The following is a 12,112-nucleotide window of genomic DNA, read 5'->3' on the forward strand; positions in this document are numbered from 1 at the left end:
AGTTGGTCCCATGCCTGCCGAACTGTCCACCGTGCTGCTGGTCGAACGCCACCGCGGCACCCTCGACAAGGCGCTGGAGGCCGTCAGGACCCGCGCCTACTGGTCTCCCTATCCCGAGCACCCCAAGGCGTACACCGATGCCGATGAGGGCCGGGCCGCGTTCGAGGCGCTGCTCGGCCGCCGGTTCGACCTGGACCAGCCCGGCACCGACGAGTGGACGGGCGGCGAGCACTCGCCGTACGGCCTGGATCTCGGCGTGCAGTACCCGCACCCGAACGCGGACGTGCTGCTGCCGGCCATGCGCGCGGCCATGCCGGCATGGCGCGACGCGGGGCCCGAGGCCCGCGCCCTGGTCTGCCTGGAGATCCTGGCCCGGATCAACGCCCGCACGCACGAGTTCGCCCACGCGGTCATGCACACCTCCGGCCAGGCGTTCACCATGGCCCTGCAGGCCGGCGGCCCGCACGCGCAGGACCGCGGGCTCGAGGCGGTGGCGTACGCCTACATCGAGCAGGTGCGCACGCCCGACACCGCGGACTGGGTCAAGCCGCAGGGCAAGCGGGACCCGCTGACCCTGCGCAAGGCCTTCACCGCCGTGCCGCGCGGCATCGGCCTGGTGATCGGCTGCAACACCTTCCCGACGTGGAACGGCTACCCGGGGCTGTTCGCATCGCTGGCCACCGGCAACGCCGTCCTGGTCAAGCCGCACCCGCGGGCCGTGCTGCCACTCGCGCTCACCGTCTCGGTGGCCCGCGAGGTGCTGGCCGAGGCGGGCTTCTCCCCCGACCTGGTGTGCCTGGCCGTGGAGCGCCCGGGCGAGGGCCTGGCCAAGGCCCTGGCGCTGCGCCCCGAGGTCAGGGTCATCGACTACACCGGCTCCACCGCCTTCGGCGACTGGCTGGAGTCCCACGCCCTCCAGGCGCAGGTCTTCACCGAGAAGGCCGGGGTGAACACCGTGGTCGTCGACTCCACCGACGACTACCGCGGCATGCTCTCCAACCTGGCGTTCTCGCTGTCCCTGTACAGCGGGCAGATGTGCACCACCCCGCAGAACCTGCTGATCCCTCGCGACGGCATCACCACCGACGCCGGGCCGCGCAGCTACGACGAGGTGGTCGCCGACCTCGCCGCCGCGGTCGACGGCCTGCTGGGCGACGACGCGCGCGCCAACGCCCTGCTGGGCGCGCTGGTGAACCCGGAGGTCAAGGCGCGGCTCGACGCGGCGCCCGGCATCGGCGAGGTCGCGCTCGCGTCCCGGTCGGTCGCCCACCCGGAGTTCCCCGACGCGGTCGTGCGCACCCCGGCGCTGCTCAAGCTGGACAGCGCCAAGCCCGAGGCGGAGTCGGCGTTCATGGCCGAGTGCTTCGGTCCGGTGTCCTTCGCGGTGGCCGTCGACTCCACCGACGCCGCCCTGGAGCTGCTGCGCCGCACCGTGCGGGAGAAGGGCGCCATGACGGTCGGCGCCTACACCACCTCGCCCGAGGTGGAGCGGAAGCTGGAGGAGGTCTGCTGGGAGGAGTGCGCCCAGCTGTCCCTGAACCTGACGGGCGGGGTGTACGTCAACCAGACCGCCGCGTTCTCCGACTTCCACGGTTCGGGCGGCAACCCGGCCGCGAACGCCGCCCTGTGCGACGGGGCGTTCGTGGCAAGCCGCTTCCGGATGGTGGAGGTGCGCAGGCCCGCGTGATCCGCCGGTCTCCCCCTGCGGCTCAGTGCCCGGCCGGCCGCGGGACGCGGGGGGAAGCCGACGTCGCCGACCAGTGGAAGAGGGCCATGCCCACGCTGGTGGCCAGGTTGTAGCTCGACACCTGGTCGCGCATGGGCAGCGCCACCAGCGCGTCCGCCCGGCCGCGCAGCGCGTCGGAGACCCCGTGCCGCTCGGAGCCGAAGACGACCAGCGCGTCGTCGGGCAGGGCGGTGGAGCGGATGTCGTGCCCTTCGGGGTCGAGGACGTACAGCGGCCCGTCCGGCAGCGCGTCGGGGTCCAGTTGCTCCACCGCGGTGGCGTAGTGCAGTCCGGCTCCGGCTCGTACGGCGTTGGGGTGCCAGGGGTCGACGTCGCCGGTGGTGACGACGCCGGTCGCGGCGAAGCCGGCCGCCAGCCGCACCACGGCGCCGACGTTCCCGAGGTTGCGGGGGTTGTCCAGGACGACCACCGGCGCGCGGCGCGGCCGCGCCGACAGCGCGGCGAGGTCGGCCTCGCGGCTCGGGCGGTTGGCGAGCGCGGCGACGGCCGTCGGGTGCACCCGGGCCATCAGGTCCCGCAGCACCCCGGCGGGCACCTCGGTGAGGCGCTCGGTGAGCCGATCCACCAGGTCGGGTGCCAGTTCGGCGGCCAGCCGCAGCGTGCCGGCCTTGTCGGCGCACAGCGCCACCCGCACGTCAGCGCCGAACCGCAGGGCGTGCTTGAGGGCGTGGAAGCCGTCGAGCAGCACCGCGTCCTCACCCGCGTCCTGCCAGCGGCGTACGGCGCGGGCACCATCGATCGGGCCGGTCGGGCCGGTCGGGCCGGCTGCCGTCGCTGCGGCGGCCGCTGCCGCCCGGCCCGGGTCGTCGCTCATGGCGCCACCCTACGGGCCGCCGTGGCCCGGCCGGTCACCCCGGAGTGCCCCGCGACGGCTACCCGGCCGCGGGTTCCGCCGCCGGATCGCCCTGCACGGACTCCGAGGCGTCCGGGGCGCGCTGCGGATGGATCACCACCGCCTGGGCGGGCCTGCGCAGCCGCAGCGCCCGGCCCAGTTGCTGTCCGGCCCAGCGCAGGAACCCGGTCGGCAGGAAGACGGCGTCGGCGGCGATCATCGCCAGCGAGAAGAAGGGCAGCCCGAGCACGATCGCGATGGACGCGTGCTCGATCATCATGCCGGTCAGCAGGACGTTCTTCACCCGGCGGTTGAACAGGGTGAAGGGGAAGGCCACCTGCACGATCACCGTGCCGTAGGTGATGAGCATGACCATCACGTCGTTGCCGGCCAGGGCGTGCGACAGGGCGGGCCAGGGCGTGAAGTCGTCCAGGTGCAGCGGGTAGTACAGCGCGGTGCCGTCCTCCCAGCGGCTGCCCTGGATTTTGTACCAGCCGGCGGTGGAGTAGATCAGGCACACCTCGGCGACGATCACCAGCATCGCGCCGTTGTGCACGATGTCGCCCATGATCGCCATCAGGGTGCGCGGCTCGCCCGGCGCGTAGCGGCGCACCGCCCACCACAGGGCCTGGCCGATCCAGCACAGCCAGAAGATGACCGCCCAGCCGGTGGTGAGCTTGCCCGCGACCGAGGCGGCGACCAGCGCCGCGCCGAGCACCGCCCACAGCGCGATGCCCACCGGGTCGGCGTCGCGCACCGTGCGGCCGGCTGACTCCTCATCGTCCTGCCGGGCCGCGGCGCGGCGCACCGCCAGCCGGTGGTCGAGGGACCACACCTGCGCGCAGCGAGTGAAGGCGAGGTAGATGGCCATGATGTGGACGACGTTGTCCCCGCCGTCCCCCATGAAGATGCTGCGGTTCTGCAGGGACAGCACCCCGACCATGAACAGCAGCGACGAGGTGCGGGTGCGCCAGCCGAGCATCAGCGTCGCCGAGGACACCACCGCGAGCGCGTAGACCAGCTCGAACCAGCCGCGGCTGTCGCTCCACATCAGCACGCTGAACGCGTGGTTGCTCGCCAGCAGCCGCTTGGCGAGGTCGAAGCCCCACGGGCTGCCGGGGCCGTACAGCTCCGCGCGGTGCGGGAACTCGCGCAGCAGGAACAGCATCCAGGTCAGGCCGAAGCCGATGCGCACGATGGCGCTCTGGTACGGCGCGAGGGCGCTGCCGGTCACCCGCTGCAGACCGCGGCTGAGCGCCCGGTCGAAGCCCGCGCCCAGCGAGGCGAACGGCGAGGGCACGGTGTCCGTGGCGGCCGCGGGGCCGTCCTGCGCCGGGCCGCGGGCGGGGTCGGGGAGGTGGGCGCCGCCCGCGAGGTGGCTGCCGGGGGTGGTCACGAGGCCTTCTCCTGCCCGGTCGAGGGGGTGTCGACGATCCACCACGGAAGCTGCCGGTACTGCGTGCTGGTGCCGGAGGAGCCGCTGATCCACCGCGGCTGCGGGACGGGAGTGGTCGCCGCGCGCGCCTGGACCCGGACGACCTGGCCGCCGTTGAGCTGCCGGCCGAAGCGCTCCTCGATGATCCGCAGCAGGTAGGTGCGGCTCAGGTCGCTGCGGTCGCCGGCGGTCGGCTGCTCGGAGGTGTCGTGGGTGTCGGTGTAGAAGGACCAGGCCCGGCGCAGCTCGTTCTGCTGCGAGTGGCTGGGCAGCGGGTCGTGGCGCATCGCGGCGATGTCCATGCCGGTCAGGTCGACCCAGCCGGTGGTCTCGGTCGCGCCGCCGGGCTTGCGCACCTCGGCGCGGGCCTCGACGTGGATGTTCTGCTGCAGCGGATCGGGAGCGAACAGCTTCCAGTTCTGCTCGAACTCCGGATAGATGTAGTCGTTGACCGCGGTGGCGTGTTCCTTGCTGAGCGTGTTCGACGGTGCGACGTGCAGGAACACCATCGCGAGGTGGTACAGCGCGGCCACCGCGACCGCGCCGATCGTCACGGCCACCACTATTCGCCCGGGCAGCGACAGCGCGGCCACCCGTGAAGGCGGCCCCTCCAGCGAGTCCATCGTCCCTCCGCCCTCCCCTTGCGTTGCGCACGATCGGCCCTGGACCCGGTCGTGCACTGGTCGTGTGCCGCGCCGAGGGGGCGCCCGGGTGCCGCCAGCACGCTACCGACGATGCGGGCTCCGGCGGTGACCATACCGAGTTATCCACAGCCTCTGGAATGGCTTGACACCCCATCTCTCGCCACCGACCATGGAAGCAACCGAACGATCGGTCGGGAGGGCGGACGGACCGCATGGCCGACCGGGCCGGCAGCCGGGCGGACGGCCTGCACGACGGGCCGGCGAGCGGGTCGGCGGACGGCTGGCGGACACGCCGAGCCGACGGCGGACGGCGGGGGACGCGGCCGGGAGTCCGGTCGGGGAGCAGGCCGGGCCTGTGCGCGCCAGACTGCGCACAGAACCGGGCGAACCGGTCGGGGACGCCGGCAGAGGTTCTGCGGACGTTTCCCGGCAGGTGACGGACGGACGAGCGGACAGACGAGAGAGGGAGGGCCCGATGACGACCACGGCAGAGCCGGGCGCGGCCACCGCCCCGGCGGGGCCGGACCAGGACGCCCTGGACGCCCTGCTGGCGGAGTTCGACACCGCGGTGGCGGCCGACAGCCGGATCGAGCCCCGGGACTGGATGCCGGACGCCTACCGGGCCACCCTCGTCCGCCAGATGGCCCAGCACGCCCACTCCGAGATCATCGGCATGCAGCCCGAGGCCAACTGGATCACCCGCGCCCCGTCCCTGCGGCGCAAGGCGATCCTGATGGCCAAGGTGCAGGACGAGGCGGGGCACGGCCTCTACCTGTACTCGGCCACGGAGACCCTCGGCGTCAGCCGGGACGAGCTGCTGGACAAGCTGCACGCCGGACGCCAGCGGTACTCCTCGATCTTCAACTACCCCACCCTCACCTGGGCCGACGTCGGCGCGATCGGCTGGCTGGTGGACGGCGCCGCGATCACCAACCAGGTCCCGCTGTGCCGCTGCTCCTACGGCCCCTACGCCCGGGCGATGGTGCGGATCTGCAAGGAGGAGTCCTTCCACCAGCGCCAGGGGTACGAGCTGCTGCTCGCCCTCAGCCGCGGCACGAAGGCCCAGCACGCCATGGCGCAGGACGCGGTGGACCGCTGGTGGTGGCCGTCGCTGATGATGTTCGGCCCGCCCGACGACGCGTCCGCGCACTCCGCCCAGTCCATGGCGTGGAAGATCAAGCGCCACTCCAACGACGAGCTGCGCCAGCGCTTCGTGGACATATGCGTCCCGCAGGCCGAGGTCCTCGGGCTCACCCTCCCCGACCCCGACCTGCGCTGGAACGAGGAGCGCGGCTCCTACGACTACGGGGCGATCGACTGGACGGAGTTCCAGGAGGTGCTGCGGGGCAACGGCCCGTGCAACGAGCAGCGCCTGGAGCGGCGCCGCACCGCACACGAGAACGGCAGCTGGGTTCGGGAGGCGGCCGCCGCCTATGCGGCCAAGCACAGGAAGGCACAGGCATGACAGGGCAGACGGGCCGGTCCGCGAGCGGCGAGTCCCCGGCCGGGCGGAGCGCCGCCGACCCCGCGGCGGACGCCTCGGCCGGCAGCGGCCAGTGGCCGCTGTGGGAGGTCTTCGTCCGCAGCCGGCGCGGCCTGAGCCACAGCCATGCGGGCAGCCTGCACGCGCCCGACGCGGAGATGGCGCTGCGCAACGCCCGCGACCTGTACACCCGGCGGGCCGAGGGCGTGTCGATCTGGGTCGTGCCGTCCTCGGCCGTCACCGCCTCCTCCCCCGACGAGAAGGACCCGTTCTTCGAGCCGGCCGCCGACAAGCCCTACCGGCACCCGACGTTCTACGAGATCCCGGAAGGGGTGAAGCACCTGTGACCGCCACCGAGCAGAGCGCCACCGGGCCGACCCACGCCGGGTCCGCGGCGCCGGAGCCGGACGCGACGGTGCTCGCCGGGGCCGCCCGCGCCGCCGCCCGCGCGCTGGGCGACGACGCCCTGGTGCTCGCCCAGCGGCTGGGGGAGTGGGCGGGCGACGCGCCGGTGCTGGAGGAGGACGTCGCCCTCACCAACATCGCCCTCGACCTGCTCGGCCAGGCCCGCACCCTGCTGTCGCTGACCGGCGACGAGGACGAACTGGCGTACCTGCGCGAGGAGCACGAGTTCCACAACGTCCAGCTGGTGGAGCAGCCGAACGGGGACTTCGCCGTCACCATCGCCCGCCAGCTGTACTTCTCCGTCTACCAGGAGCTGCTGTACCGGGCGCTGGCCGACCAAGGCGGCGACCTGGCCCCGCTGGCCGCCAAGGCGGTCAAGGAGGTCGCCTACCACCGTGACCACGCCGAGCAGTGGACGCTGCGGCTGGGCGACGGCACCGAGGAGAGCCACCAGCGGATGCAGCAGGCCCTGGACGGGCTGTGGCGCCACACCGGCGAGCTGTTCGCGCCGCTCGACGGCCTCCCCGTGGACCTGCCCGCGCTGCGCGAGCCGTGGCTGGAGCGGGTGGCAGCGGTGGTCGAACGGGCCACCCTCACCCTGCCGCAGGGCCCGGACCGGACGCCGTGGTCGGCCGGTGCCGGCCGGCAGGGCGTGCACACCGAGTCGTTCGGGCGGCTGCTCGCCGAGATGCAGTACCTGCACCGCGCACACCCGGGGGCGTCATGGTGATCACCCGCATCGCACAGAGCAACCCGACGGCCGAACTCAGCTCGCTCGAAAAGGAGTTGCTGCGCCTGGCCGGCGAGGTGCCGGACCCGGAGCTGCCCGTGGTCTCGCTCGCCGAACTCGGCGTGCTGCGCGGCATACAGGTCCTCGGGCCCGGCCGGGTCGAGGTGGAGCTGACGCCGACGTGGACGGCGTGCCCGGCACTGGAGAGCATGGCCGCCGACGTCACCGAGGTGCTGAAGGGCGCCGGGATGTCCGAGGTCACCGTGCGCACGGTGCTGTCGCCGGCCTGGTCCAGCGACGCCATCAGCGAGGAGGGCCGCCGCAAGCTCGCCGAGGCGGGCGTGGCGCCGCCGCGCCCGCAGACGCTGGGCGGTCCCGCGGGGTCCGGACCGGTGGCCGTGGACCTGGCGATCCGCTGCCCGCACTGCGGCTCGACGGACACCCGGCTGCTGAGCCGGTTCTCCTCCACCGCGTGCAAGTCCCTGCGCAGTTGCGCGTCGTGCGGGGAGCCGTTCGACCACTTCAAGGAGGTGTGAGTGTTCCATCCGCTCCGGGTGGCGGAGGTCCGCCCCCTGACCGACGACTCGGTGACCATCACCTTCGACGTCCCCGAGGAACTGCGCGCCCAGTACCGCTACGCGCCCGGCCAGCACATCGCGATCCGCCGGCGGGTGGGCGGCGCCGAGACCCGGCGGACGTACTCGCTGTGCGACCCGGTACCGGTCGCGGCCGAGCCCGGCCCGCGGCGGCTGCGGGTGGGGGTGCGGCTGGTCGAGGACGGCGAGTTCTCCACCTACGCGCTCAAGGAACTGGCCGCGGGCGACGTGCTGGACGTGATGACGCCGGCCGGGCGGTTCGTGCTGAAGCCGCGGCCCGGACGGTTCGCCGCGGTGGTCGGCGGCAGCGGCATCACCCCGGTGCTGTCGCAGATCTCCACGGTGCTGGCGAGGGAGCCGAAGGCCTCCTTCTGCCTGGTGCGCAGCGACCGGACGGCCGCCTCCACGATGTTCCTGGAGGAGGTGGCGGACCTGAAGGACCGGTGGCCCGACCGCTTCCAGCTGGTGTCCGCGCTGTCCCGCGAGGAGCAGCAGGCGGGACTGCCGTCGGGCCGGCTCGACGCGGACCGGCTGGCCGCGCTGCTGCCGGTGATCCTGCCGGTGGCGGAGGTGGACGGCTGGTACCTGTGCGGTCCGCTGGGGCTGGTCGGCTCTGCCGAGCGGGCGCTGCGCAGCCTGGGCGTGCCGCGCTCCCGGGTCCACCAGGAGATCTTCCACGTGGACGAGGTGCCGGCGGCGCCGGCGCCCGCGGTGGCCGGCGGGGCCACGATCCGGGCCACGCTCGACGGCCGCGGCGGCAGCTGGCCTTCGCAGGACGGCGAGTCGGTGCTGGAGACGGTGCTGCGCAACCGCTCCGACGCCCCGTACGCCTGCAAGGGCGGGGTGTGCGGGACGTGCCGGACGAAGCTGCTCTCCGGTGAGGTGCGCATGGACCGCAACTTCGCGCTGGAGCCGGAGGAGACCGAGGCGGGCTACGTGCTGGCGTGCCAGTCGCACCCGGTGACGCCGGTGGTCGAGGTCGACTTCGACGCCTGAGGCACCCCCGCTGCCGGCGGCGTACCGGCAGCGGGCGGGGCCGGGGGGCCTGCGGAGCCTCCAGGGCACGCGGGGCCAGGACGACCTGGACCTCGACCTACAGGACGTAGCCGCCGCCGGCGCCGTCGACGACCGGGCGGCCGGCGGCCTCCCAGTCGAGCATGCCGCCGTTGACGTTGACGGCGTCCATGCCCTGGGCGATCAGGTACTGGGTGACCTGCGCGGAGCGGCCGCCGACCCGGCACACGACGTGGACCCGGCCGCCGTCCGGCACCTCGGCGATGCGGGCCACGACCTCGCTCATCGGGATGTGCACCGCGCCCTCGGCGTGCCCCGCGGCCCACTCGTCGTTCTCCCGGACGTCCAGCAGGATCGCGTCGGCCGGGACGGCGGCGGCATCCACCGCGGGGATCTGGGGGCGGAACATCGGCAGCGGCCTCCTGGGATACGGGAGCGCGGCGGCCGGAGCCCGGGTGGGGGCGGACCGCTCGCGGGGAACCCGGCAAACGTACCTCAGTCGCTGCCGGAACCGTCGTCCCCGGACTCCGTCCCGGCCTGCGGCTCCTCGTCGGGCGAGGGCGAGGGCGCGGACACCGCGGACTCCTTGCGCCTGCTCGGCCGGCGGACCAGCTCGGCCAGCCGCGCCTCCCGCTGGGAGACCTGGGTCAGCAGCTGCTCGGCGATCTCGTTGAGGAGGGCGTCGGGGTCGTCGGGGGCCAGCCGCATCATCTGGCCGATGGCACTCTGGTCCAGCTCGGCCGCCAGGGCCGCCAGCTTCTCCTTGCGCTCGGCCAGCCACTCCAGCCGGGCGTAGAGCACCTCGGCCTGGCTCGCGGGCGCCTCCTCCGGCTCCGGACCGGCGTCCCACTCCGCCGACAGGGCCCGCAGGGCGTCCTCGTCGGCGTAGGCGTACGCCTCGTTGACGCGGGCGATGAAGGCGCTGCGGCGCTCCTTCTCGGCGTCGTCCTGGGCCAGGTCCGGGTGCGCCTTGCGGGCCAGCTCGCGGTAGAGGCGCTGCGCCTCCTTGCCGGGGCGGACCCGGCGCGGCGGGTTGGCGTCCTCCGCCGGCCGCACGCCGTCCGAGCCGAGCATCCCGCCGAACAGCTCCTCGACCCCCGGCATCGGCATGACGAGGGCCCGGGCCTCCCAGGCGCGCTCGATGTCCGCCCGGTCACCGCTGTGGGCGGCGACGGCCTCCGCGATGAGGGCGTCCAGCTCGTCGAGGCGCGCGTACATCGGGCCGAGGCGCTGGTGGTGGAGCCGGGAGAAGTTCTCCACCTCGACCCGGAAGGTCTCCACCGCGATCTCGAACTCGATGAGGGCCTGCTCGGCCGCGCGTACCGCCTTGGCCAGCCGGTCCTCGCCCCCGTCGGAGGGGGCGGACGCGGTCGCGGACGATTCGGTTCCGGGGGAGTTCGTCACCCGGACAGCCTAGGCCCTGTCCCACCGGTCCTGGCCGGAGCACGCACCGCACACCTCCACAGCCACCGGCCGCCACGCGGCACCACCCCACCCGCCACCGGCAACCGCGCCAGGGTCCAGCGATCGGCTCGCCCCGTTATGTTTTTCGCGGTCCTGCAAGAGGGCCGCTGGCCTCCGGGCCCGGCATGACTTTTGCCCCCTGTCGAACGGATGACCTGGGGGGTGGTGTCACCGGGCCCGAGGGGTGCCGTCGGAGACGCTGATGAGAGGTCCGGCCACCGCCCGGCCGGGCGCAATGCCCGGCCATCTGCGGGCGACAGGCCTGCATAACGTGGATGCGCGAGAACGGCCCCGACGCCCAGGCCAGCACGGCATTGAGCAAGTGGGGGCACCGTGATTGACATCAACAGCGTGGGCGTCTTCCTCGGCCTGGACGTCGGCAAGACCACGCATCACGGCCACGGACTGACCCCGGCCGGCAAGAAGGTCTTCGACAAGCCCCTGCCCAATAGCGAGCCGAAACTGCGGGCCGTCTTCGACAAGCTCGCCGCGAAATTCGGCACCGTCTTGGTGATCGTGGACCAGCCCGCCTCCATCGGCGCCCTGCCACTGACTGTCGCCCGGGACGCGGGCTGCCAGGTCGCCTACCTGCCAGGCCTTGCCATGCGGCGGATCGCCGACCTCTACCCGGGCGAGGCGAAAACCGACGCCAAGGACGCCACGGTGATCGCGGACGCCGCCCGCACCATGCCACACACCCTGCGCTCGCTGGAACTGACCGACGAGATCACCGCCGAGCTCACCGTCCTCGTGGGCTTCGACCAGGACCTCGCCGCCGAGGCCACCCGCACCTCCAACCGGATACGCGGTCTGCTCACCCAGTTCCATCCCAGCCTGGAACGCGTCCTCGGCCCCCGCCTCGATCACCAGGCCGTCACCTGGCTGCTGGAACGCTACGGATCCCCGGCCGCCCTCAGGAGAGCCGGCCGCCGCAGACTGCTCGAGCTGATCCGCCCGAAGGCCCCGCGCATGGCCACCCGGCTCATCGACGACGTCTTCACCGCCCTGGACGAGCAGACCGTCATCGTCCCGGGCACCGCCACCCTCGACATCGTCATACCGTCCCTGGCCCGTTCCCTCGCGGCCGTCCACGAGCAACGCCGGGCCCTGGAAGCCCAGATCAACGAGCTGCTGGAGGCCCACCCTCCTTCCCAGGTCCTGACGTCGCTGCCCGGCGTCGGCGTCAGGACCGCCGCAGTCCTCCTGGTCACGGTCGGCGACGGCACCAGCTTCCCCACCGCCGCGCACCTGGCCTCCTACGCCGGCCTCGCACCGGCCACGAAGCAGTCAGGCACTTCCATCCACGGCGAACACGCGCCCAGAGGTGGCAACCGGCAACTCAAACGCGCGATGTTCCTGTCCGCGTTCGCTGCCCTGCACGACCCCGCGTCCCGCGGCTACTACGACCGCTGCCGGGCCCGCGGCAAGACCCACACACAGGCCCTCCTCCGCCTCGCCCGCCACCGCATCAGCGTCCTGTTCGCCATGCTCCGCGACGGCACCTTCTACGAATCACGCCTCCCCGAAGCGGTCACCGCATGACCAGACCAAGCTTGACGAAAGACATAGAGGCACCCCCCGCGCCCCCATCTCCGTCCACCGACCGGCTCGCCCCCGCGCCCGCACCGTCCGTCCACCGGCCGGATCGCCCCCGCCCGACCGTCCGTCCAGCGGCCGGCCGCGCCCAGCGCCGCACCTGGCGGGAACCCCGCGCCGCCCCGCCGCGCTCCTCGCTTCTGCCGCTGCGGCTCGCAACCCCCGG

Annotated in this window: 12 protein-coding genes; 7 read left to right on the top strand and 5 right to left on the bottom strand. The window is 73.4% G+C overall.

The window, feature by feature from the left end; all coding sequences use genetic code 11:
• Window positions 1-10: 10 nt before the first annotated feature.
• Window positions 11-1,687 (top strand): phenylacetic acid degradation protein PaaN, encoded by a 1,677-nt coding sequence (gene paaN / locus ACH4TG_RS04500; protein WP_398240661.1) that lies wholly within the window; start codon window positions 11-13, stop codon window positions 1,685-1,687.
• Between the two features lie 22 nt (window positions 1,688-1,709).
• Here the strand turns inward: paaN and ACH4TG_RS04505 are convergent, their stop codons facing one another.
• Genes ACH4TG_RS04505 through ACH4TG_RS04515 form a run of 3 tightly spaced genes read right to left on the bottom strand, consistent with a single transcriptional unit; the run spans window position 1,710 to window position 4,637 of the window.
• Window positions 1,710-2,561, bottom strand: a complete 852-nt coding sequence (locus tag ACH4TG_RS04505) for a TrmH family RNA methyltransferase (protein WP_398240662.1) — start codon at window positions 2,559-2,561, stop codon at window positions 1,710-1,712.
• 58 nt (window positions 2,562-2,619) lie between these two features.
• Window positions 2,620-3,975: an HTTM domain-containing protein gene (locus ACH4TG_RS04510; RefSeq protein ID WP_398240663.1), complete on the bottom strand. Its 1,356-nt coding sequence runs from the start codon at window positions 3,973-3,975 to the stop codon at window positions 2,620-2,622.
• Window positions 3,972-4,637 (bottom strand): DUF5819 family protein, encoded by a 666-nt coding sequence (locus ACH4TG_RS04515; RefSeq protein WP_398240664.1) that lies wholly within the window; start codon window positions 4,635-4,637, stop codon window positions 3,972-3,974. The genes ACH4TG_RS04510 and ACH4TG_RS04515 overlap by 4 nt, the downstream gene beginning before the upstream one ends.
• Before the next feature lie 496 nt (window positions 4,638-5,133).
• Here ACH4TG_RS04515 and paaA point away from each other — a divergent pair, with 496 nt between their 5' ends.
• From paaA to ACH4TG_RS04540, 5 genes are read left to right on the top strand one after another with little or no spacing between them, the layout of a single operon-like run.
• On the top strand, window positions 5,134-6,123 hold the full coding sequence (gene paaA / locus ACH4TG_RS04520; RefSeq protein ID WP_398240665.1) for a 1,2-phenylacetyl-CoA epoxidase subunit PaaA: 990 nt from the start codon (window positions 5,134-5,136) through the stop codon (window positions 6,121-6,123).
• Window positions 6,120-6,488, top strand: coding sequence for a 1,2-phenylacetyl-CoA epoxidase subunit PaaB (gene paaB, locus ACH4TG_RS04525; RefSeq protein WP_398240666.1), 369 nt, complete (start codon window positions 6,120-6,122; stop codon window positions 6,486-6,488). The genes paaA and paaB overlap by 4 nt, the downstream gene beginning before the upstream one ends.
• Window positions 6,485-7,276: a 1,2-phenylacetyl-CoA epoxidase subunit PaaC gene (gene paaC / locus ACH4TG_RS04530; RefSeq protein ID WP_398240667.1), complete on the top strand. Its 792-nt coding sequence runs from the start codon at window positions 6,485-6,487 to the stop codon at window positions 7,274-7,276. The genes paaB and paaC overlap by 4 nt, the downstream gene beginning before the upstream one ends.
• On the top strand, window positions 7,270-7,812 hold the full coding sequence (gene paaD, locus ACH4TG_RS04535) for a 1,2-phenylacetyl-CoA epoxidase subunit PaaD (protein WP_398240668.1): 543 nt from the start codon (window positions 7,270-7,272) through the stop codon (window positions 7,810-7,812). The genes paaC and paaD overlap by 7 nt, the downstream gene beginning before the upstream one ends.
• Entirely contained in the window at window positions 7,813-8,868 is a 1,056-nt protein-coding gene (locus ACH4TG_RS04540; protein WP_398240669.1) for a 2Fe-2S iron-sulfur cluster-binding protein, read from the top strand.
• A gap of 97 nt (window positions 8,869-8,965) precedes the next feature.
• Here ACH4TG_RS04540 and ACH4TG_RS04545 read toward each other — a convergent pair whose 3' ends face one another.
• Window positions 8,966-9,295 carry a rhodanese-like domain-containing protein gene (locus ACH4TG_RS04545; RefSeq protein WP_398240670.1) on the bottom strand — a complete coding sequence of 110 codons (330 nt, stop codon included), beginning with the start codon at window positions 9,293-9,295 and terminating at the stop codon, window positions 8,966-8,968.
• 86 nt (window positions 9,296-9,381) lie between these two features.
• Window positions 9,382-10,290, bottom strand: coding sequence for a hypothetical protein (locus tag ACH4TG_RS04550; RefSeq protein ID WP_398240671.1), 909 nt, complete (start codon window positions 10,288-10,290; stop codon window positions 9,382-9,384).
• 393 nt (window positions 10,291-10,683) lie between these two features.
• Between ACH4TG_RS04550 and ACH4TG_RS04555 the strand changes: the two genes are divergently transcribed.
• Entirely contained in the window at window positions 10,684-11,892 is a 1,209-nt protein-coding gene (locus tag ACH4TG_RS04555) for an IS110 family transposase (RefSeq protein ID WP_398240672.1), read from the top strand.
• The last annotated feature ends 220 nt before the right edge of the window (window positions 11,893-12,112 follow it).

Origin of the sequence: Streptomyces sp. NPDC020917 (assembly GCF_044333795.1) — a bacterium.
Taxonomy (GTDB): domain Bacteria; phylum Actinomycetota; class Actinomycetes; order Streptomycetales; family Streptomycetaceae; genus Actinacidiphila.

Coding starts and splice junctions, on each gene's coding strand:
- paaD (WP_398240668.1), top strand. CDS start 7,270: ATGGTGATCACCCGCATCGCACAGAGCAACCCGACGGCCGAACTCAGC.
- ACH4TG_RS04515 (WP_398240664.1), bottom strand. CDS start 4,637: ATGGACTCGCTGGAGGGGCCGCCTTCACGGGTGGCCGCGCTGTCGCTG.
- paaA (WP_398240665.1), top strand. CDS start 5,134: ATGACGACCACGGCAGAGCCGGGCGCGGCCACCGCCCCGGCGGGGCCG.
- paaB (WP_398240666.1), top strand. CDS start 6,120: ATGACAGGGCAGACGGGCCGGTCCGCGAGCGGCGAGTCCCCGGCCGGG.
- ACH4TG_RS04545 (WP_398240670.1), bottom strand. CDS start 9,295: ATGTTCCGCCCCCAGATCCCCGCGGTGGATGCCGCCGCCGTCCCGGCC.
- ACH4TG_RS04505 (WP_398240662.1), bottom strand. CDS start 2,561: ATGAGCGACGACCCGGGCCGGGCGGCAGCGGCCGCCGCAGCGACGGCA.
- paaN (WP_398240661.1), top strand. CDS start 11: ATGCCTGCCGAACTGTCCACCGTGCTGCTGGTCGAACGCCACCGCGGC.